The sequence below is a fragment of the Nonomuraea sp. NPDC002799 genome (assembly GCF_053592075.1).
On the sequence record NZ_JBSFVA010000005.1, the window covers coordinates 367,221 to 388,255 of the forward strand.

The window sequence follows — 21,035 nt, forward strand, 5'->3', positions numbered from 1 at the left end:
GATCTTGCACGCCGGACTCGGCGGTCGGCCGGGGATGCGGCGCCGCATCGCCTGCTGAACCGTGTCGTCGGCTCGGACCTCACGGGACCAGGTTGTGGTCCTAGGCGCCTTTCCGGTCGGGATCGTGGCCGCCACCGGCCGTCCGGCGCAGCCTCGCGACCGCGCCGGCGACGGCGTCCCACAGCGCCGGGTCCTCCCAGTAGCCCGTGTGGCTGCCGACGCGGGGGACCGGCTCGCCGTACCGGAACCGGCTGGCCGGCGGGTCCGGCCGGCGCACGTCGCAGTCGCGCACCCTGACGGGGCCGCCGATGTAGTCGGTGTCGTAGTAGAGGTTGCGCCACGAATCCACCCGCAGGCCGTCGAGCAGGTCGTGGCCGACGTAGGCGGGGAAGGCCCACTGGTAGAGCTTGACGAGCGGCGAGCCGAAGGTCACCAGGGCCACCCGGTCGCCGTCCGGGCGGCAGTCGCGCTGGGCGAGCGCGGCGGCGGCCAGCAGGGTGCCCTGGCTGTGCGCGGTGAGCACGACCGAGCCCCCGTTGTCGTGCAGCCACCAGATGCGCCGCTGCAGGTCGGGGACCGCGCGCTCGGCGTAGGACGGCGGGGCGAACGGATGGAAGGCGCGCGGCCAGAACGTGCCGACGTCCCACAACACCCCGATCACCTGGCGCTTCTTCGGGTCGTTCCAGCCCTGGCTGAGCAGCATGACCAGCAGCAGCGGCAGCAGCGCGGCGACGGTGCTGCCGAGCCCGATCAGCCAGGCGGGCAGGTCGTCGGAGCCACCCTTGACCCGGATGTGCAGGAACAGGGACACCAGCAGGAAGACGTTCACCACCGCCATGCCGCTGATCAGCAGGTCGGCGTCGAGCGTCGCCCGGCCGAGCCGCCGCCACCCGGACACGGTGCCCGCCCATCGGCGCACGCCCAGCCGGTCCTCGGCGTCCTGGTCGGAGATGGCCTCGTCCGTCACCGTCGAGGCCACCCATTCGGGCAGCCGCTCGGGCCGGCCCTCGGCCCGCTCGCGCGCGATGTACTCCCTGCGCACCTCGCGGGCCTGGCGGCCGTGCCGCGCGACGAGGAACGCGCCGAGCTCGCACAGGCCGAACAGCACCAGGACGAGCACGGGGGTGACGATCAGGTACGGCGTGACCGGCCTGATGACGGAGAAGACCATGATGACCGGCTCCGTGGTGCGGTCGTACTGGAAATCCGGGTAGCGCACCTCGCCGACCAGGTCGGCCACCCTGATCAGGGTGCCGATCAGGAAGGTGTTGAGCGTCGCGACCGCCAGCACCAGCACCGCGAACGGAGCGGCCCATCGGAAGCGGCCCGTCGTCGCCCTGGTCCGCGTGCTGATCAACACGAACACCGTCAGCAGCAGGAACGCCAGGGCCAGTCGCCCGGCGAAGGCGTCCCAGCGGTAGGCCAGCCAGAGCGCGCCCGCGGCCGCGGCCCCGAACAGGACCGCCCGTCCGATGCTCCGGCGCCGGGCCAGCACCCTGACCCGGTCCCGCTCCCGGCGCGCGTGCCCGATCAGGATCGTCAGCAGCACCACGCCCAGGACGGCGACGACCCCGGCGTACACGGAGAACACCGCTTGCCCCAGCCCCGGCGGCTCGCCGAGCACGACAGGGCCGCCGGTGGCGTCTGGGCCGCCGCACCCGTCCGGGTCGTCGCACGGCTGGAAGGCCGCCAGCGCGAACGCCGCGGGCGTGAGCGCGAGCGCCGCCACCCAGCGCGCCGTCAGCGCGACCACGTCGGGCCACCTGCTGTCGGTCTCCGCCGCCAGCGCCGCCACGGCGGCGAGCAGCACCAGCGCGCACGCCGCCAGCAGCGGCGGGCCCAGCGGCTCCGGCCGGCCGGCGGCGACGGCCAGCCGGTACGTCAGCCAGGTGAGCAGCGCGGCCAGCCCCGCCAGCGCCGCCGCCGTGTGCGCGGCTCCGAGCCGGACCGCCGGGCGCCGCCCGTGCCAGAAGTGCCGGTTGGCGAGTCCGTCCCGGCTCCCCCTGCTCCCGCCCGCAGCCGCCGCGCCCTTGCCCGGCTCCTCCAGGGGCAGCCCGTCCTTCTGCACGGGAGGCACGGCCTCGAACTGGCGGACCGACCTGGACACCAGGAACCAGAGCACGGCGATGGCCACCAGCGGCGCCACCGCCGCCAGCGCCATCCGGCGCGCGGGCAGGTCGCTCATGAGCTGGAACGGCTGCAGCCACCAGGTCTCCGAGCACTTCTGGTCCGCGCCGCACTGGTAGCCCAGATAGTCGATCGGGATCCAGGCGATCAGCAACACGAAGTTGAGCGTCACCGCCAGGGCCGCGATCCGCAACACGGCGCGGTGCAGGGCGAACCTGACCGGCCTGGTCCGCAGCAGGTCCGAGCACATCCACCCGGCCAGGTTGGCCAGCAGGAACGGCAGGAGGAACAACCACAACACCCGCGTGCCGCTGCGCGAGGTCAGGCCGCCCCAGGAGAACGCCTCGCGGTGCCGGCCCTCTGCGTCGCCGGTCCGGTAGAAACCGGCGAACCGGTCGCCCGCGACCTGCACGGGATCGGGCACGCCCAGCAGGTAGGCAGGGCTGGAGCCGCCGACGCCGTGGACGCGGATCTCGGTCACGCCGCCGAGCACGGGGCCGGCCGGGACGAGCCCGGCGGGGACCGTCGAGGCGGGGACCGGCGCGGCGGAGGCCGACGCGGGGCCGCTCGCGCGCCTGCGTCGAAGGAGCCAACGGTGATACCAGCGCAACGGCCCACCTCCAGCAGGGACCCGGTCGCTCGCCGGCACGGCCCGCGACCCCCGGCACACCATGCTGACACGAGCCGGCCGCCGGCGCGCCAGGGTTCGGCCAAGGGTTTACCCTCATCCGGGTTCCCGTGGCGGGAGCCACGGGAGGAGCCGGTGTGGCGGGCGGGGGCCGCCGCGGCCCCCGCCCGCAGGGGGCTACCTCCTGGGGGTGGAGAAGCTGGGCAGCGGGACCCGTGACCAGTCGACGTCCGAGCCGAGGTAGAAGCTCGGGTACGCCGGCTGGTTGTAGCTCGTCTGCTGCCTGGCCACGTCCACCCGGTATTGCGGGTCGTGCATGAGCGTGTAGAGCTTGCGGCCGGTCACCTCGGTGCTGAGGTACATCCGGATCGCGCCGCTGTCGGCCGTGCGGACCAGCAGCTCCTCGCGCCAGTCGCCGAAGACGTCCGCGACCAGCCCCGGGTTGCCCTTCGTCCCGTTGTTCGTCAGCGTGCCCTCGGCGCTGAGCACCGTGCCGCGCTTCCAGTCGTCGATCGTCGGCGTCTGCAGGACGGCGGTGGCGGTGCCGTTGACGATCTGGGTCGTCATGTCGGCGGCCCAGCGGATGCTCATGTTCGTGCCGGGGGCGGTGCGGCCCAGGTAGTCGCCGCGGGCCGACCACAGGCCCGCCGCGATCGTCTGGTTGGGCGGCATCGACGACCACGTCTCGAAGCCGCGGATCGCCGGGTCGATGTCGCCCGCCATGCCGCGGCCGGTGTCCACGCCGCTGTAGCCGCCGTGGATCACCGCGCCGGTCGCGGCGTCGCGGAGCGCCCAGCCGTACGGCGCGTACGCCCCGCCCTCGTGCACCGTCCAGATCTCCAGGCCGGGGCGGTCGGGGTCGAAGTCGCCGACGTGCATGGCGTCACCGTGGCCGAGCCGGACGTTCTGGCCGGGCACATTGCTCTGCGGCGGGGCCGTCGCGAACGAGGAGTAGAGCAGGTCGCCGTCGTCGTCGATGGTCGCGGAGCCGTAGACGATCTCCTGCTTGCCGTCGTCGTCCACGTCGGCCACGCCCATCGAGTGGAAGCCCTGGGTGGTCAGGTCGGCGTACTCCGGGTTGGCGCCGGGCACGCCGTGGGGGGAGGCGTTGAACGGGTTGGCCATCGGCGCGTGGCCGCTGTCGACGTACCAGACCTCCTTCAGCTTCCGGCCGTCCCAGTTGTAGGCCACGATCGTGGTGCGCGTGTAGTAACCGCGGGCGAAGATCGCCGACGGCCGCCTGCCGTCGAGGTAGGCCACCGACGACAGGAACCGGTCCACCCGGTTGCCCGGCTCGATCCTGGCCATCGCGTAGTCGCCCCACAACAGCCCGTCGTCGCCCCGGCCGGGCTTGTAGGGGATCGTCTGCAGCTCCTTGCCGGAGGCGCCGTCGAACACCGTCAGGTATTCGGGACCGGTGATCACGAAGCCGGCGAACTCGCGCAGCCGGTTGTTGGCGCTGCGGCCGGGCGCGTAGACGTCGACGAAGTAGGTGGCGAGCTCCACGGCGTCCTCGTGGGAGAGCGGGTACGCGTGCGTGGGCGCGATGCCGAAGGCCTCCTCAAGGGTCTTCGGCCAGTGCCCGGCGACGACCTCCGGATGCTCATGCCATTTCGCGAAAATTTCTACAACATGGTCGAAATAATCTGCTGCGCTCTTTCGATAGTCGTCGCTGTGTGAATAACCGGCGGCGACATCCTGTTTCGGCATCGTGAGATAGCGCTCGGAGACGATCTGGCCATTGTCGCCGTAGCGGATGACCTTGGTGCCGGGGGCGGTCTTGAGCATCATCTCCGAGCGGCCGTCGCCGTCGAGGTCGTAGACCGTGAACTGGGTGTAGTGGGCGCCCGAGCGGATGTTGACGCCCAGGTCGAGCCGCCAGCGCAGGGTGCCGTCGAGCTCGTAGGTGTCGACGTAGGTGTTGCCGGTGTAGCCGCGCTGGGAGACGTCCTTGGAGTTGGACGGGTCCCACTTGACGACGTATTCGTACTGGCCGTCGCCGTCCACGTCGCCCACGCTCAGGTCGTTGGCGGTGTAGGTGTAGCTCTCGCCGGCCGGGGTGACGCCGTTCGCGGGCTTGGCCAGCGGAAGGTCGTAAAACGATTTAAGCCATGGTGTGGCCGCAGGGCTGCGCCGCCCTTCCCTGCCCCTGGTGATCGGGGCCACGCGGTACTCGGAGCCGGCGGCGGCGCCGCGGTCGAGGTAGTTGGTGCTGTCGGTGACGGTGGCGATGGGGTGGCCGTCCTTGTAGACCTTGAAGTCCGCGCCCGTCAGGCCGTTCGCGCCGTGGCCGGACACCTCGTCGCCGAGCAGCCGCCAGCTCAGGAACGCGCCGTCGCTGGTCGTGGCGGCGACCAGGCCCCTGTCCAGGTATTCGAGCTGGACCTTCCCCTGTCGGCCGCCGTGCTCGCCCGCGGCGGCGGGGTGTGCCGCGAGGGGGAGGCAGAGGAGGGCGGCCACGGCGGTGGTGAGGGCGCGGCGGATGCCGCTGGGGGGTCTCATCGTCACGGGCTCCTCGGGTGATGCCCGCATCGGGGCGCGGTGCCCCGCGCCCCTGGCGGATTAAATCGATATAATCAGGGGGAGAGTAATTGTCCGCTGTGAGGTCTGTCAAGGGCATATTTCACGAGGATTTCCAGATGCCGGAGAAATGTCGTTCGGCGGGCGGGCGACGGTGAATTGCATTCCCTATTGCGGCATGCTGGATGGCGCTTTCCAACGCCGCGCGCGCGGCAGCGCGTCAGGTGCTTCAGCGCCCGCGCGCGGGGCGGCGGGTCAGGTGCGGGCGTCGACGGCCGGGGGCGGCGGGGGCGACCGGTTCCGGCGCCGATCGGCGACACGATCGCGCGGCGCGCGGCGACGGGTCTTGCTCGTTGCGCCAACTCGGCCTTCAATGAGTGAACCCCATTCGGGTGATCTAGGAGGAGCCGATGCGTGGCTTGCGGGCGTCCGCCGTCGTCTTGATGATGGTCTCCACGACTTTGGCTGCCTCGCAGCCGTCCGTTCCGGCGGTCGGCGGCCCGGCCGATCCCGAGCCGGTCTCCCTCGTCACGCTCTCCGTCCCCGACAGGGCGGCCATGGAACGGCTGGTGGCCTCGGGCGCCGACCTCACCGAGCGGGTCCGCCCCCAGGCGGACGGCAGCGTCCAGATCGACGCGGTGGCCACGGCCGGCCAGCTCGCCGCCTACGAGGCCCTCGGCGCGACCCTGGCCGCCGAGGCGTCGCCGCCGGCCGCGGTGAAGGCGACGACGGCGCTGGATCAGATCGTGATCGAGCGGGCGGTCTGGTTCGAGTCCCGCGACGGCTACTTCCTGTCGGTGGAGGCCTCCAGCAGCGCGGCCCAGGCGGCCACGCTCACCGTGGCGTGGAAGGGCGCGCGCGGCACCGGCGGGCAGGCGGAGATGGTGGCGTACGTGGACGCGGGCGCCTACCTGGGCCACCAGTTCAGCACTCCGGTCCCGGCCGGGAGCCGGCCGCAGTGGATCACCGTCACCTCGGCGGCCGGCGGCAAGGCCGAGGCCAAGGCCAAGGAGTGGCCCGACGGCGAACGGCCGGACCGCGCAGGACCCGGTTACCAGAAGGACTTCATCACCCAGTACATGCCGCCGGCGCAGCTCAACGACCGGGTCAAGAGCCTGCACCAGCGCTTCCCCAAGCTCACCGACATCATCACGCTGCCGTACCGGACGAACGGCTACCGCCGCCACGCCCAGGCCCTGATCGGCGCCCCGCCCGCCGCCGCCGTCGTCGTGACCTCCGCCGCGTACGGCTCGGAGGGCGGCAACGACCTGGCCGTCGAGCTGACCGGCCCCGGCGCGCCGGACCGCGCCCTGGCGGTGACGGTGAACGGCAAGCTGATCACCGTCAGCCTGGCCACCGACGCCGCCGGGACGCCTGTCAGCACGGCCGCCCAGGTGGCCGCCGCGATCAACGCGACGCCCGGCATCGCCGTCACGGCCACGACGTACCGCACCGACGCGGGCGCCGGCGTCATGGCGCCCGCGCCGCTCACCCAGCTCAGCGACTTCCTCAACGCCCCGGCCGGCGTCTCCCGCGCGCCCGCGCAGGTGCTGGCGCTGCGCATCGGCACGCGCCGCGACGGCAGCCGCACCGGCGTGCTCGCCTACGCCCAGGAGCACGCGCGGGAGTGGGTGACGCCCCTGGTCACCATCGAGGCGGCCGAACGGCTGCTGCGCAACTACGCCCGTGACAAGGCCACCCGCCGGCTGCTGGAGCGCACCGACATCTTCATCGTGCCGACCGTCAACCCCGACGGGGCCAACTACAGCTTCTACGACTTCAACTCCCAGCGTAAGAACATGACCAACCACTGCCCCGCCCAGCAGTCCGACCCGGCGCTGCGCAACACCTGGGGCGTGGACGTCAACCGCAACTACGCGGTCGGATCGTTGTCCGACGGCTACTTCGGCGCCTCCGCCAACTGCCAGAGCGGCACGTTCGCCGGACCGGCCGAGCACTCCGAGCCCGAGAGCCGCAACGTGATGTGGCTGGCGCAGCGGTACGGCAACATCAAGTTCGCGCTGAACGTCCACAGCTACGGCGGCTACTTCATGTGGCCGCCCGGCGCCTACAAGCTCGACGGCCGCGTCACCCTGCCCAGGCCCACGCCCCGCGAGGAGGCGTACTTCCTGAGCTCGGCCCGCACCATCGAGGAGGCCATCGCCGCCGAGCGCGGCACCGTGACGTGGCCGCAGCAGACCGGCCCGGTGACGGACGTGCTCTACTCGGCGGCCGGGAACTCCGCCGACGAGCTCTGGTACGACCACGGGGTCTACGGATGGGACTTCGAGGTCGGCGCCGACCTGTGGAACCCGCAGACGCGGACCTGGGAGGGCGTCGGCTTCCAGCCGCCTTACAGCGAGGGCCACGCCGAGGCGATGGAGTTCGCCGCCGGGCTGATCTCGCTGGTCGGAGTCGCCGCAGACTATCGCGAACCCTGATCCGGAGGTTTCCGTGCGCTTGCCCACTGCCCTGCTGGGCGTGGCCGTCGCGGCCGCGCTCCTCGCCGTCCCGCCGGCGGTGGCCGATCCGGCCGGACCGCCGCCCGCTCCCGTCCGCGACTCCGGCAACGGCCCTGAGCGGAACGAGGTGGCGGCCGGCCTGCCCGAGCAGGCCGGCACGCTCCGCCACGCCGAGACCGGGGAGCCGTCGTCCGGGGTGCCCCGCGACCGCGGCTATCCCCGCCGGACGGAGCTGCCCCTGCCCGTGGTGAACCCCGCGGACGCCTCCATCAAGCTCGGCCTGGTGCCCTACCACGGCATCGCGCCCCGGCTGAACGACCTGCAGCGGCGGAGCGACCGGGTGAGCGCCGAGATCGCCGGCCGCTCGTACAACGGCCACGACCTCTACCTCGTCACCGTCACCGCCCCCGAGAGCGCGAGCGAGGCCCGCGCGCAGGCCGCGATCCGCGAGCGCATCGAGAACGACCCGGCCGCCGCTGCCAGGGACCGGAGGCTGGCCCAGCGGTACAAGGCGCCGCTCTTCGTCAACGCCAACATCCACGGCAACGAGTGGGAGGGCACGGACGCGGCCCTGCGGACCATCGAGGAGCTCGCGACCAGCACCGATCCGGGCGTCGCCGACCTGCTCGCGCGCACCAGGCTCTACTTCAACGTCACCGCCAACCCCGACGGCCGCGTCAACGGCGTGCGCCAGAACGGCGCCGGCTTCGACCTCAACCGCGACCTCGTCACCGCCTCCCAGCCCGAGGCGCGGGCGATGCGCCAGGTGATGATCGACACCCAGCCGGTCGCCATGATCGACCTGCACGGCTACGTCAACGGCACGCTCATCGAGCCGACCACGCCACCGCACGGCGCCAACTACGAGTACGACCTGTTCATCACCAACACCTACGCCAACGGCCTCGGCATGGAGGCGGCCGTCAACGGGCTCGGCTACACGGTGGAGAAGGACGGCGTGTACCCGGCGCAGATCCCGTTCCGGGACTCCGAGGAGGGCTGGGACGACTGGCCGCCGATCTTCACGCCGCAGTACGCGCCGTTCCAGGGCGCGGTCGCCGCGCACACCGTCGAGATCCCGCTGCGGGTCAACGGCGCCGACTACACCCAGCAGCCCGTCGACGAGCTGCGCCGCCGCTCCGCGATCAACACCGACGTGGCCGCCGCCGCGATCCGGGCCACCTACGGCTACGTGCGGGCCCGGCACGACCAGCTCATCGCGGACCAGATCGAGGTGTTCCGCAGGGGCACGGCCGGCGAGCCGTCCAAGGTCGTCCCGCTCGGCATCGTGCCCGGCTTCGGCCCCGAGGACGTCTACACCACCACCTTCCCCCGGGCCTACGTCATCACCGGTCAACGCTCGGCGACCGCCGCCGCGCGCCTGGTGGACCACCTGATCGCGAACGACGTGCGGGTCCAGCGGGCCGAACGCCCGTTCCGGGCCGGTGGCAAGACGTATCCGGCGGGCTCGTACGTCGTGGACATGCGCCAGCCCAAGCGGGGCCTGGCCAACGTGCTGCTGGAGGCGGGTGCCGACATCTCCGACAAGGTGGGCACCATGTACGACATCTCCGGCTGGAGCCACGGCCTGCTCTGGGGCGCCACCGTGGACGGGATCACCTCCCTGCCCGTACGGTCCGCGCCGGTCAAGGCCGCCGCGCCGACCGGGTCCGTGCCACGTGCCCGCGGGCCGCTCCTGCTCAAGGTGGCCGACGCCAAGGACGTCCAGGCGCTGAACGACCTGCTCGGCCAGGGCGTCGCGGTGACCTGGGGGAGCGGCGGCGCGATCGTGCCGGCGAGCGCCCGCCGGGCCGCCCTCACGGTGTCCGACCGCTACGGCGTGAGCTTCACCCCCGCCGGCGCGGCCACCGGCGTCCCGCTGCCGCCGGTCAGGATCGCCGCGGCCGTCTCGGCCGACGAGCTGTTCACGCTGCGCGAGCTGGGCTTCGCCGTCACCCCGGTCTCCACGGCGGTGCTCAACGCGGGCTTCGACTGGAGCACGAGCGACGTGCTCTTCGTCTCCAGCGGCCTGAGCTACGCGGCGCTCGGCCCGGCCGCCAGGACGGCGCTCGACACGTTCCTCGCCACCGGCGGCGTGCTCACCAGGGGCGGGACCGGTGCGACGTTCAACGCCGCCGCCGGGCTGCTCACCGCGACCGCCGTCGCCGGGAACCCCGACGCCAACGGCGTGGTCAGGACGGTGTCCTCGGACGGTCCCGTGGGCGGCGGCTCGCCCGGCCACTCGTTCGTGTACGCGCCGCGCTGGTTCACCGGGCTCGGCGCCGAGGTCAGGGTCGAGCAGTCGTACGCGGCCGACGGGCCGCTCGTCTCCGGGCACTGGCGGCCGGACGAGCAGGGCGCCGGCGGCCAGGACGCGGCCAGGGGACAGGCGGCCGTGGTCAGCGGCAGGGACGAGCGGGGTGCGGCCGTGGTGCTGTTCGGCACCGAGCCGATGTTCCGCAACCATCCCAAGGGGCTGTTCCCGCAGGTGGCCAGGGCCCTCTACTGGTCGGCCTCCGTCACCGGGGCGGCCGTCACGACACCCTGACGATCGTGTCCAGCGGCGCGCGCCGCACCGGCGTCGGGCCGCGCGCCGTCCAGAACGTGGCCGCCGGGCATCCGGCGGAGCGGAACGGCCCCGTCCGCGGGTGCGGACGGGGCCGTCGCTCACCGGCTCGCCGGGGCGTATCCGGCCGCCCGGGTGGTGAACGTGCCGCGACCCTGGGTCCGGCTGCGCAACCGGGTCGCGTAGCCGAACACCTCGGCCAGCGGCACGGTCGCGGTGATCACCACCGTGCCGCCCCGCGCCGCCGAGCCCGAGATGCGGCCGCGCCGGGCGGCCAGGTCGCCCAGCACCCCGCCGGCCGAGTCCTCCGGCACTGTGACCGTGATCTCCACCACCGGCTCCAGCAGCGCCATCACGCAACCACGCAACGCCTCGCGCAGCGCGAGCCGGCCCGCCGTCCTGAAGGCCAGTTCCGAGGAGTCCTTCGGATGGGTGGCCCCGTCGGTCAGCGTGACCCGCAGGCCGGTCACCGGGTGCCCGCCGAGCGGCCCGGCGGCCAGGGCGTCCCGGCACCCGGCCTCCACCGCGCGCACGTACTCGCGTGGCACCCGCCCACCGGTCACCACGGACCGGAACACGAAGCCGCCACCGGATCCAGCACCGGATCCAGCACTGAGGCCGTCACCGGCTCCAGCACTGAGGCCGTTACCGGGGTCACCGCTCGGGCGACCGCTCGGGCCGCTCGGACCGCTCTGGCCGTCGCTGTCCAGCGGCTCGACGGTCAGCACGACGTGGGCGAACTGTCCCGCCCCTCCGTCCTGCTTGACGTGCCGGTACAGCAGCCCGGACACCCCGGCGACGACCGTCTCCCGGTGCGCCACCTGCGGCCGGCCGACGCGGACGGCGAGCCCGTGGTCGCGCCGGAGCTTCTCCGCCGCCACCTCCAGATGCAGCTCACCCAGGCCCGACAACACCGTCTGCCCGGTCTCGGCGTCCGTGCGGACCGTCAGCGACGGGTCCTCCTCGGTCAGCCGCGCCAGCGCGGCGGCCAGCCGGTCGGCGTCCGCGCCGCCGCGCGCCTCGACCGCCACGGACACCACCGGCGCCGCCGAGCTCGGCGGCTCCAGCACCACGGGGGCCCCGGGAGCGCACAGGGTCGTGCCGGTGCGGGCGCCCTTCGGGCCCACCACGGCGACGATGTCCCCGGCCGGCGCCTCGCCGATCTCGGTGTGGCGGTCGGCCTGCACGCGCAGGATGCGGCTGACGCGCTCGCCGCGCATCGTGCCGGTGTCCAGCACGGTGTCCCCCTTCCGCAACGTTCCCGAATAGACCCGCAGGTAGGTCAGCCGGCCGGTGGCGGCCGAGCTCACCTTGAACACCAGCGCGGCCAGCGGCGCCGCCGGATCGGCGGCCCGCTCCTGATCCGCCCCGCCGAGCGTGCCGCGCACCGCGGGCACGTCCAGCGGCGAGGGCAGGTACGCCACCACCGCGTCGAGCAGCGGCTCGATCCCGCGATCGCGGTAGGCGGAGCCGCAGAGCACCACCAGGCCCGCACCGGTGCGCGTCAGGTCGCGCAGCGCCCCGGCGAGCGTCCGCGCGGAGATCGCCGGCGCCGCGCAGAACTCCTCCAGCGCCCGCGGATGCAGCTCGGCCACCGCCTCCTCAAGGAGCCTGCGCCGCCGCCGCGCCTCCTCCAGCAGGCCGTCCGGCACCGGCCCCTCCTCCAGGACGTCGCCGGCCCACGTCAGGGCGCGCATCCCGAGCAGGTCGACGACGCCGGTGAAGCCGTCCTCACGCCCGATCGGGAGCTGGACCACCAGCGGCGCCGGGTGCAGCCGCCGCCGGATCGAGTCCACGGCCGCGTCGAGGTCGGCGCCCGCGCGGTCCAGCTTGTTCACGAACGCGATGCGCGGCACGGCGTACCGGTCGGCCAGCCGCCAGACGGACTCGCTCTGCGGTTCGACCCCGGCGACGGCGTCGAACACCGCGATCGCGCCGTCGAGCACCCGCAGCGACCGCTCCACCTCGTCGGAGAAGTCGACGTGGCCGGGGGTGTCGATCAGGTTGATCCGGTGACCGTCCCAGGCACAGCTCACCGCGGCGGCGAAGATCGTGATGCCACGGTCGCGCTCCTGCGGGTCGAAGTCGGTGACGGTCGTGCCGTCGTGCACCTCGCCCCGCTTGTGGGTGGCGCCGGTCAGGTAGAGCATCCGCTCGGTGACGGTGGTCTTGCCGGCGTCGACGTGGGCGAGGATGCCGAGGTTGCGGACGAGGGTCAGGGAGGTGGACAGGTGAGCGCGCACAGCCATGCCCTTTCGGGATGATCTTGACAGGACGGCGCGATTCCCCTGAAGGAACGGTCCCGCGAACGCGGGCATACGAACATCCCGGTGCCGGCGCACCAGGGGTACGGGCTCCGTCAGGGCATCCGGTGCGGGCCGCGCGGCCCGCACCGGAAGGACGAAGACATCAGGATCACCTCGTACCGGGACGGAGGGATGGCAACAGCGGTGCGGAGGCGCACGGCCGGCTCCTTTCCCTCGTCGATGCGGTACGGCATTGGTGGCGAGTGTAGTGAAACGGGCGAGGCGCGAGAAATGATTTATCGCGCGAGGTCCGCCCGCCGTGCTGATCGCCGGCCCGGCTCGGCCGGGGCGCGGCCTGCGGTGCCGAGGTTCACCGCGCCGACGCCTCGCTGCCCCCGGGGTGCGGTGCGCTCGTCATTTCCGCCTGTCGACATAGGCGCGAGACCTTTTCCGGGAAGGACACGCGCCCATGACGATCTCTCTGGACACGGGCTCTCTGGACACTGGCCGGTACACGGTCGGCGTGGCCACGAGCGCCGCCGACGTGCAGGCCGCCCAGCGGCTGCGGTATCAGGTCTTCGCCGAGGAGATGGGGGCGCGGCTCGACAGCCCCGTCTCCGGCCTCGACGCGGACCGGCTCGACGCCTACTGCGACCACCTCCTGGTACGCGACGGCCGCGACGTCGTCGGCACCTACCGGCTGCTGCCCCCTGGACGTGCCGAGCGGCTGTACTCCGACGCCGAATTCGACCTCGCCAACCTCGGGCCCCTCAGGAAGGACCTGGTCGAGGCCGGTCGCACCTGCGTGCACCCCGACCATCGGGGTGGCGCGGTGGTGGCCCGGCTGTGGGCGGGCATCGCCAGGTACATGGTCGCCGGCGGCCACGCGTGGCTGGCGGGCTGCTGCTCGGTGCCCCTCGACGACGGGGGCGCGCTGGCCGCCGCCGTCGCCGAGCGGGTTCCCCTGGGGCCCGAGGAATATCGGGTCACGCCGCGTGCGCCGTGGCGCGCCCCCGGCGCGGCCCGTCCCGACCGGTTCGTGCCTCCCGCGCTGCTCCGCGGGTATCTGCGGCTGGGCTCGTGGGTGTGCGGCGCGCCCGCGCACGACGCGGACTTCGGGACCGCCGACTTCTTCATGCTGCTGTCCATGGCCAACGTCAATACCCGCTACCTGCGGCACTTCCTGGGAGAGCCCCGGTGAGCACCCTCACCGGCGACCCGCCGGGCACGGTACGCCAGACAGGGCCGAACCCCTGGCGTCCCCTCAGCCCCTGCTCGCCCGCCGCCTGCGTGCGAGCCCCTGCCCGCGGCGCCGGTCCCCTCCAGCGGATGGCACGGCTCCTCGCGGCGCTTGTCGTGGTGCTCGCCGGACTGCCGCTGACCCTCGCCTGCCGGGCCCTCCCGGCGCGGCGGGCGGCACTGACGCGGACATGGGCGAGGTCGCTGCTGCACGCGCTCGGCGTCCGGATCGAGGTCATCGACGAGACGGCGACGTCCCCGGCGCGGAAACCCCTGACGGAGCCGGGAACGCCTGGGCCGGGGACGTTGGTGGTGGCGAACCATGTGTCCTGGCTCGACCCGCTGGTCATCGCGGCCACCCTCCCCGCACGCCCGCTCGCCAAGCGCGAGATCGCCGGATGGCCCGTCGTCCGCACGCTGGTGGCGGCCTCAGGGGCGCTGTTCATCGACAGGGAACGCCTGTACGCCCTGCCGGCCGCCATCGCGACGATCACCGGCGCGCTCAGCGCGGGCGACACCGTGGTCGCCTTCCCCGAGGGCACCACGTGGTGCGGGCGCGGGATGGGCCGGTTCCGCCCGGCCGTGTTCCAGGCGGCCCTGGACGCCGGCGCCGAGGTACGCCCGGTGACGCTCCGTTACCACGAGGGCCCGGCCCGCTCCACCAGGGCCTGCTACGTGGGCGACGACCCGCTGCTCGCCTCCGCGCTGCGGGTCATCGCGACCCGGGACCTGGCCGTCGAGGTGCGCTTGCTCGCTCCGGTACGGCTCGCGCCCACCGCACGCCGCCCGGCTGCCCGCGCGGCGCTGGCCGCAATCGCCGAAGCCCACGTGCGTACGGGCGTGCCGGCGGCTCGCCGGCCAGGAGAAGGCGTTTGATGCCCGCTTAGTGATGGTATGGGCGTATTTAGCAGGGGGAATGGAGATTGCCCCGCTATCAGGAGCCTTCCAGCAGGAAGGTGTGAAAGGCGGTCTCCGCGGTTGCGAGATCGCCGGATCGGGGGAACCCAATGCGCAAGACGCTCACCGGGCTGGGCCTGGCGTTCTTCTTGACGCTAGGCCCGGCTGCTGCGGCGACGGCTGACACGCCCGTCGAGCCCGTCGCGCAGAGCCAAGTGACACCCGCACCTCAGGACAACACCAACCGAGACGACGGGGGCAACGCCGGCCTGTGGGGCCTGCTGGGCCTGCTCGGGCTGCTCGGTCTGGCCGGCATGCGCAAGCAGCGAAACCACGTCGGCACGGCTGAGCACATGTCCGGCCGGACCACGCGCCCTTAACGGATTCCGCTCCGGCCAAGGCCGGGGTGAATTCGAGTGGCACGGCCGCCGGAAAGGTGGTCGTGCCACATTGACGGCCATTCTCAATTGACAGCCATTCCCACATTACCTACTGTTTATATAGGTTATTCTGGGGAGGGCGGGCCAGTGAGCGCGATGGCGGTGATCGGGGCGGGTCCCACCGGGACCTGTCTGGTGGAGCGAATCTGCGCCAATGCCCCAGAGGTGCTGGGCGACCGTGTGCTCGACGTACACGTCATCGACCCGTATCCACATGGGGCCGGGCGCGTATGGCGAGCCGAGCAACCGGAGCTGCTCTGGGCCAACTCGGCCGCCGCCGACATCACCGTCTTCGCCGACGCGTCGGTGCGCTGCGCGGGGCCGATCCGGCCCGGGCCCTCGCTGGCGGACTGGCTCGGCTGCGATCCCGGGTTCTTCGCTCCGCGCCCGGTGCTGAGCCGTTATCTCGCGCACGCGTTCGAGCGCATCGCGGCCACCGCGCCGCGCAACGTCCGGATCCGCCTGCACCAGGCCGGCGCGGTCGGGCTGTCCGACCTCCCCGCGGGCCAGCGGGTGGAGCTGTCCACCGGCGAACGGCTGGACGTCGAGACGGTGGTGCTCGCCCAGGGCCACCAGGGCGTGCTGCCCTCGCCGGAGGAGGCCGGGCAGGCCGCCTTCGCCGCCGGTCACGGCCTGGTGCACGTGCCCACCGGATACGCCGCCGACCTCGATCCGGACACGCTCCCGGCGGGTGAGCCGGTGATCGTGCGCGGCGCGGGGCTGGCGTTCGTCGACCTGATGGTGCTGCTCACCTCGGGCCGCGGGGGCCGCTTCACGGACGGCGGCGACGGCGAACTCGCCTATCTGCCCAGCGGCGCCGAGCCGCACCTGTACGTGGGCTCGCGCCGGGGCGTCCCGAACCACGCCAAGATCGGCTACCGGCTCCCCGCCGGGCCGCCCGAGCCGCCCAGGTTCCTCACCGGCGGGCCGGTCGACCGGCGGGAGGTCGCCAAGGAGCTGGCGTACGCGTACTACCGCGAGTTGTTCACCGCCCACCCGTCGCGCGTCAAGACCGAGTGGGCCGCGTTCGAGCCCGCCTTCGCGCGAGCCGAATGGGGCGGCAAGGAGATGCGCGCGCTCGTCACGAAGTCCGTCTCCCGCTTCGCCGACCGGCTGCACCTCGACCGGCTGGAGCACCCGCTGCACGGGATCCGGTTCGGCGACCTCGCGGGGTTGCGGCGGTGGATGACCGGCTATGTGGCGGCCGACCTGGCGCGGCGGGCCGACCCGGCACACAGCGCGGACCTGGCGATGCTGCACGCGCTGATCTCCGTCCGCGCCGCCCTGGCCGACGAGGACCTCGGCCCCTGGTTCAACGGGCTGTACAACTTCTTCGCCAGCGGACCGCCCGCGCCCCGGCTGGCCGAGTTACGGGCGCTGACGCGGGCGGGCGTGGTCACGTTCCTGGGGGCCGGGACGCGGGTCGAGCAGGACGACCGGGCCGGGGCCTGGGCGGCGACGAGCCTCACCGTTCCCGGGGCGGTGCGGGCGCGGGCGCTCATCGAGGCGCGGCTGCCGGAGCCGAGCGTGCGCCGCAGCACCGATCCGCTGCTCGGCAGGTTGCACGCGCTGGGGGAGTGCCGGGAGGCGGGCGGGCTGCTCGACGTGCGGCTGCCCGACCGGCGGCTGGTGGGCCGGTCGGGGGTCGCCCATCCCCGGCGCTTCGCCTTCGGGCCATGGGCGGTCGGCGGGCGCGGCACGGCGGGGTTCGCCCGGCCGGGGGCCGACGCGCCGCTCTTCCGGCACGCGGACGAGCTGGCACGCGCCATGCTGGGCCAGACGGCGGCCGGCCGCCTTCGGGCGGTGGCCTGAGCCCAGGTTTCGAGCGTGGCCTGAGCCGCGTGGGTGTCAGGGGAGGACGGTCAGCACGATCTTGCCCTGGATGTGGCCGCGCTCGGCGCGCTCGTGGGCCTGGGCGGCCTCCCGCAGGGGGAACACGCTGTCGATCCCGACGCGCAGCCGCCCCTCGCCGAGCAGCCCGGCCAGCTCGCCCATCTGCCGTCCGTCCGAATGCACCCGGCCCGACAGCCGCCGGATCCCGCGCCTGGCCGCCGCCTCCCCGTGATAGTCGCCGAAGAACACGGGGGTGAGCGTGCCGCCGTCCTTGAGCACCGGCAGGAACCGGTGTCCCCGGGGCCCGCCGACGGCGTCGATCAGATGGTCGACGTCCCGCACCACGTCCTCGGCGGCCACGGCGGTGTAGTCGACGTACTCGTCCACCCCCAGGTCCTTCAGGAACGCGGCATGGCGGCCCGAGGCGACGCCGATGACGTACGCGCCGGCGTCCCGGGCGAGTTGCACGGCGAAGTGCCCCACCCCGCCGGCCGCGCCGTTCACCAGCACCCTGCTGCCGGAGCGCACTCCGATGAGGTCGAAGAGGAACTGGTAGGCCGTCAGCCCCGCCATGGGCGCCCCCGCCGCGCGCACGTGGTCGACGGCGGCGGGCTTGCGGGCGAGATCCCCGGCGGGCGCGGTGGTGTACTCCGCGTACGCCCGGCCGCCGTGGCCCAGGCGCGGGAAGCGGATGAGCCCGAACACCTCGTCCCCCTCCGACCACTCGGTGACGCCGGCGCCGAGGGCGGCGACGACCCCCGAGACGTCCGACCCGGGGATGTAGGGGAGAGGGACCTCGGGGCGCACGTCCTCGGGGATGTTGGCGTAGCCGGTGCGGGCGTACCAGTCGGGCGGGTTCAGCCCGACGGCGTGGACGCGGACGAGGACCTCGCCGGGACCCGGCTCGGGTCGTGGCACCTCTTCGTACGTGAGAACCTCTGGGCCGCCGAAGGCGTGCAGGCGCACGGCGTTCATGGTCGCGGGCATGGGTGTCTCCCTTGACGGGTGTCGGCCCCGCTATGATACGGAGCAGCGCTCCGAATAATAAGCGGAGCACTGCTCCGAATGTCAAGCCGTGAGAGGCTTCCCGCATGACCGAAACCGACGAACCGGACCGGCCGCCGGTCGCCCGGCCGCCCAGGGCCGACGCGCGGCGCAACCGGGAGCGCCTGCTCGCCGTGGCGGCGGTGGTCGTCGCGGAGCGGGGCACCGACGCGTCCCTGCGCGACATCGCGCGCCGTGCCGAGGTGGGGCTCGGGACCCTCTACCGGCACTTCCCGACGCGGGAGGCGCTGCTGGAGGCGCTGCTGGGGGATCGGTTCGACCGGCTCGCGGAACGGGCCGAGACCCTGACGGCCCAGGGGGCGCCGGGCGAGGCGCTGACGGAGTGGCTGCACGACTTCGTCCGCGGGGCCGGCGCCTATCGCGGGCTGGCCGCCTCGATGATGTCCACCCTCAGCGACCCGACGTCGCCGCTGTACGGCTCCTGCCACACGATGCGGGCGGCGGCGGGCCGCCTGCTGGAACGGGCGCAGGCGGCCGGGCACATCCGGGGTGACATCGATGGCCTGGACTTGTTCGCCCTGGTCAACGCGCTGAGCTGGATCACCGACCAGGCGCCGGCTCTCGCCGAGCGGCGAGAGCACCTCTTCTCGCTGGTCATGGACGGCCTCGCCCCACCGGAGAAAGACCACCCGAGCGGCGCCGTGCGCTAGAAGAGGCCGTTCAACGGTGGCTCTGTGCCGTTGAGCCGGTGGGCGCCCACGACGGCCGCCTTCCAGGCGCGCGGGTTGTGGTTGGCGACGGTCCTGGCGTTGCGCCAGTGCCGGTCCAGGTTGTGCCGCCCCGCCACCGCCGATCCGCCCCCCACGTCGAACAGCAGCTCGCCCGCCTTCAGCGCCGACTCCGCCGCGAAGAACTGCGCCTGCGCGACCTCGACGGCCGCCGAGGTGAGCAGATCGGGCGCGAGGTCGCCGGCCCACGCCCGGTCGATGGCCGCCGCCGCGCGCAGCACCGCGGCCTCGGCCGCGTACGCCCGCGCCGCGATCTCGCCCACGGCGTGCTGCACGTACGGGTCGTCCACCGAGAGCCCGGCGCTGCTGTGCTCGATGGGCCGGGCGTGCGACCGGGCGAAGGCCACCGCGTCGTCCACGGCGTTGCGGGCGATCCCCGCCTGCACGGCGGCCAGGTAGAGCTGCAGGAAGGGCGTGACGGGCGTGCGCCCGGCGTCGCCCGTGCGCTTGCTGACCTCGGACGGGTGCACGGCCACGCCCGTCAGCCGGGTGGTGCCGCTGGCCGTGAGCCGCTGGCCGATGCCGTCGAAGTCGTCGACCAGTTCCAGCCCCTCCCGGTCGCGGGGCAGGGTGAAGTAGACCTTCTCGCCGTGGTCGTCCACGGCCGCCGCGCCGATCCAGTCGGCGTACAGGGCGCCGGTGCTGTAGTACTTGCTGCCGTCCACCCTGCCGTCGGCGCTGATCCGGGTGCGCACGGCCCCGCTGGGCCCGCCGGTCTCCCAGCCCGCGTTGCCGAAGACGTCCCCGGCCAGGAAGCGCGGATACCACCGCTCCCGTTCCGGCGCCGCGGCGGCGAGCAGGTGCTCGACGCGGCCGAAGCTGGGGCGCAGGGCCTGGGCGATGTTGGAGTCGGCGGCGGCGAGGTCGATCAGGAAGGCGAAGACCTCCTCGACCGTCGAGCCCGCCCCGCCGTGCGCACGCGGGATCCGGAACGTGAGCAGTCCGGCCGCGGCCACCGCCCGGACCTGCTCGTGCGGCAGCTCCCGGCCGCGTTCCCGCTCGGCGGCCCCGGCGGCCAGCGCCGGAAGCAGCTCCCCGGCCCGCCGCCGCAACTCGGCGACGGAGACCCCGGCACCGTCAGCGGCAGCGTCGGGGGCGTCGATGGTGGGAGCCAGATCGGGCCGGCTCATCGGGTCCCCGCCGAGGCGAACGGGATCTGCGCCGGAGCGTCCTCGCCGTCGGGCTCGGTGGGATGCCGCCACAGCCCCCGCTCCCGCAGGATCGGCAGCACGCCCTCCCCGAACCAGTACGCCTCCTCCACATGCGGATGCCCCGACAGGACGAACTCCGTGATGCCCAGCCGGTGATACTCCTCGATCCGGTCGGCCACCTCGGTGTGGCTGCCGACCAGCGCCGTGCCCGCCCCGCCGCGGACCAGCCCCACGCCGGCCCACAGGTTGGGGTAGATCTCCAGGTCGTCGCGGCGCCCGCCGTGCAGGGCGAGCATGCGCTTCTGCCCCTCCGACTCGCTGCGGGCCAGCCCCGCCTGCACCTTCTCCACGGTGGCCGGGTCGATCCCGTCCAGCAGCCGGCCCGCCTGGGCCCACGCCTGCTCGGCGGTGTCCCTGGTGATGACGTGCAGCCGGATGCCCTGCCGCAGGGTGCGGCCCTCGGCGGCGGCGAGCTCGGTCACCCAGGCGATCTTCTCCGCGACCGCCGAGGGCGGCTCGCCCCAGGTGAGGTACGCGTCCACGTGCCGCGCCGCCACCTGCCCGGCCGCCGGCGACGAGCCGCCGAAGTAGACGTCGGGCACCGGATCGGGCAGCCGGTTGAGCCGCGCCCCCTCCACCCGCAGGTGCTCGCCGGTGAAGTCGACGGTCTCGCCGCGCCACAACGCGCGCACGATGTGCAGGAACTCGTCGGTGCGGGCGTACCGGGCGTCCTTGTCCAGGAAGTCCCCGTACGCCCGCTGCTCGTGGCTCTCCCCTCCGGTCACCACGTTGAGCAGCAGCCGGCCCTTCGAATGCCGCTGGAAGGTGGCCCCCATCTGCGCGGCCAGCGTGGGCGAGACCAGCCCGGGGCGGAAGGCGACCAGGAACTTCAGCCGCTCGGTCGTGTCGGCCAGCATCGCGGTCGTCAGCCAGGCGTCCTCGCACCACGCGCCCGTGGGCGTGAGCGCGCCGACGAAGCCGAGCTGCTCGGCCGTCTGCACGATCTGCCGCAGGTAGGGCAGGGTGGCCGGGCGGGCCCCGCCGGCCGACCCGGCGGGCAGCCCGTGGCCGCCGCCGACGACGTCGCGGCTGTCGCCGTACGTGGGCAGGAACCAGTGGAACGTCAAAGTCAT

At 73.5% G+C, this 21,035-nt stretch carries 13 protein-coding genes; 7 read left to right on the forward strand and 6 right to left on the reverse strand.

All coding sequences use genetic code 11. The features are described 5' to 3' along the window. Nucleotides 1–100: 100 nt before the first annotated feature. Nucleotides 101–2,737, reverse strand: a complete 2,637-nt coding sequence (locus ACWD0F_RS13130) for a hypothetical protein (protein ID WP_449874901.1) — start codon at nucleotides 2,735–2,737, stop codon at nucleotides 101–103. A gap of 195 nt (nucleotides 2,738–2,932) precedes the next feature. Beyond that, complete coding sequence (locus ACWD0F_RS13135; protein WP_449874902.1) at nucleotides 2,933–5,257, reverse strand: rhamnogalacturonan lyase; 2,325 nt, start codon at nucleotides 5,255–5,257, stop codon at nucleotides 2,933–2,935. A gap of 428 nt (nucleotides 5,258–5,685) precedes the next feature. Here ACWD0F_RS13135 and ACWD0F_RS13140 point away from each other — a divergent pair, with 428 nt between their 5' ends. Together ACWD0F_RS13140 and ACWD0F_RS13145 are read left to right on the forward strand one after the other, a co-directional pair. Further along, a complete protein-coding gene (locus ACWD0F_RS13140) occupies nucleotides 5,686–7,716 on the forward strand; it encodes a M14 family zinc carboxypeptidase (RefSeq protein ID WP_449874903.1) in 2,031 nt (676 codons plus the stop codon). A gap of 13 nt (nucleotides 7,717–7,729) precedes the next feature. Continuing rightward, nucleotides 7,730–10,285 carry a M14 family zinc carboxypeptidase gene (locus ACWD0F_RS13145; protein WP_449874905.1) on the forward strand — a complete coding sequence of 852 codons (2,556 nt, stop codon included), beginning with the start codon at nucleotides 7,730–7,732 and terminating at the stop codon, nucleotides 10,283–10,285. A 119-nt stretch (nucleotides 10,286–10,404) separates the two neighbouring features. On the opposite strand, the gene ACWD0F_RS13150 is transcribed toward ACWD0F_RS13145, so the two are convergent. Next, a complete protein-coding gene (locus tag ACWD0F_RS13150) occupies nucleotides 10,405–12,552 on the reverse strand; it encodes an elongation factor G (protein WP_449874907.1) in 2,148 nt (715 codons plus the stop codon). A gap of 466 nt (nucleotides 12,553–13,018) precedes the next feature. Between ACWD0F_RS13150 and ACWD0F_RS13155 the strand changes: the two genes are divergently transcribed. The 4 genes from ACWD0F_RS13155 to ACWD0F_RS13170 all read left to right on the forward strand — a co-directional run bounded on the left by ACWD0F_RS13155 (nucleotide 13,019) and on the right by ACWD0F_RS13170 (nucleotide 16,937). Then, nucleotides 13,019–13,750 (forward strand): GNAT family N-acetyltransferase, encoded by a 732-nt coding sequence (locus ACWD0F_RS13155; protein ID WP_449874909.1) that lies wholly within the window; start codon nucleotides 13,019–13,021, stop codon nucleotides 13,748–13,750. Then, nucleotides 13,747–14,664, forward strand: a complete 918-nt coding sequence (locus ACWD0F_RS13160) for a lysophospholipid acyltransferase family protein (protein WP_449874911.1) — start codon at nucleotides 13,747–13,749, stop codon at nucleotides 14,662–14,664. The genes ACWD0F_RS13155 and ACWD0F_RS13160 overlap by 4 nt, the downstream gene beginning before the upstream one ends. A 131-nt stretch (nucleotides 14,665–14,795) precedes the next feature. After that, on the forward strand, nucleotides 14,796–15,065 hold the full coding sequence (locus tag ACWD0F_RS13165; RefSeq protein ID WP_449874913.1) for a WGxxGxxG family protein: 270 nt from the start codon (nucleotides 14,796–14,798) through the stop codon (nucleotides 15,063–15,065). Nucleotides 15,066–15,221: 156 nt separating this feature from the next. Continuing rightward, nucleotides 15,222–16,937, forward strand: coding sequence for an FAD/NAD(P)-binding protein (locus tag ACWD0F_RS13170; protein ID WP_449875025.1), 1,716 nt, complete (start codon nucleotides 15,222–15,224; stop codon nucleotides 16,935–16,937). A gap of 36 nt (nucleotides 16,938–16,973) precedes the next feature. Here the strand turns inward: ACWD0F_RS13170 and ACWD0F_RS13175 are convergent, their stop codons facing one another. Further along, nucleotides 16,974–17,945: an NADP-dependent oxidoreductase gene (locus ACWD0F_RS13175; RefSeq protein WP_449874915.1), complete on the reverse strand. Its 972-nt coding sequence runs from the start codon at nucleotides 17,943–17,945 to the stop codon at nucleotides 16,974–16,976. Nucleotides 17,946–18,049: 104 nt separating this feature from the next. Between ACWD0F_RS13175 and ACWD0F_RS13180 the strand changes: the two genes are divergently transcribed. Continuing rightward, nucleotides 18,050–18,673 (forward strand): TetR/AcrR family transcriptional regulator, encoded by a 624-nt coding sequence (locus ACWD0F_RS13180; RefSeq protein WP_449874917.1) that lies wholly within the window; start codon nucleotides 18,050–18,052, stop codon nucleotides 18,671–18,673. Here the strand turns inward: ACWD0F_RS13180 and ACWD0F_RS13185 are convergent. Together ACWD0F_RS13185 and ACWD0F_RS13190 are read right to left on the reverse strand one after the other, a co-directional pair. Next, on the reverse strand, nucleotides 18,670–19,881 hold the full coding sequence (locus tag ACWD0F_RS13185; protein WP_449874919.1) for an acyl-CoA dehydrogenase family protein: 1,212 nt from the start codon (nucleotides 19,879–19,881) through the stop codon (nucleotides 18,670–18,672). The two genes, ACWD0F_RS13180 and ACWD0F_RS13185, sit on opposite strands and share 4 nt — an antisense overlap. Next, on the reverse strand, nucleotides 19,878–21,035 hold the full coding sequence (locus tag ACWD0F_RS13190; RefSeq protein ID WP_449874921.1) for an LLM class flavin-dependent oxidoreductase: 1,158 nt from the start codon (nucleotides 21,033–21,035) through the stop codon (nucleotides 19,878–19,880). The genes ACWD0F_RS13185 and ACWD0F_RS13190 overlap by 4 nt, the downstream gene beginning before the upstream one ends.

Coding starts and splice junctions, on each gene's coding strand:
- ACWD0F_RS13150 (WP_449874907.1), bottom strand. CDS start 12,552: ATGGCTGTGCGCGCTCACCTGTCCACCTCCCTGACCCTCGTCCGCAAC.
- ACWD0F_RS13175 (WP_449874915.1), bottom strand. CDS start 17,945: ATGCCCGCGACCATGAACGCCGTGCGCCTGCACGCCTTCGGCGGCCCA.
- ACWD0F_RS13190 (WP_449874921.1), bottom strand. CDS start 21,035: ATGACTTTGACGTTCCACTGGTTCCTGCCCACGTACGGCGACAGCCGC.
- ACWD0F_RS13180 (WP_449874917.1), top strand. CDS start 18,050: ATGACCGAAACCGACGAACCGGACCGGCCGCCGGTCGCCCGGCCGCCC.
- ACWD0F_RS13165 (WP_449874913.1), top strand. CDS start 14,796: ATGCGCAAGACGCTCACCGGGCTGGGCCTGGCGTTCTTCTTGACGCTA.
- ACWD0F_RS13140 (WP_449874903.1), top strand. CDS start 5,686: ATGCGTGGCTTGCGGGCGTCCGCCGTCGTCTTGATGATGGTCTCCACG.
- ACWD0F_RS13155 (WP_449874909.1), top strand. CDS start 13,019: ATGACGATCTCTCTGGACACGGGCTCTCTGGACACTGGCCGGTACACG.
- ACWD0F_RS13185 (WP_449874919.1), bottom strand. CDS start 19,881: ATGAGCCGGCCCGATCTGGCTCCCACCATCGACGCCCCCGACGCTGCC.
- ACWD0F_RS13170 (WP_449875025.1), top strand. CDS start 15,222: ATGGCGGTGATCGGGGCGGGTCCCACCGGGACCTGTCTGGTGGAGCGA.
- ACWD0F_RS13135 (WP_449874902.1), bottom strand. CDS start 5,257: ATGAGACCCCCCAGCGGCATCCGCCGCGCCCTCACCACCGCCGTGGCC.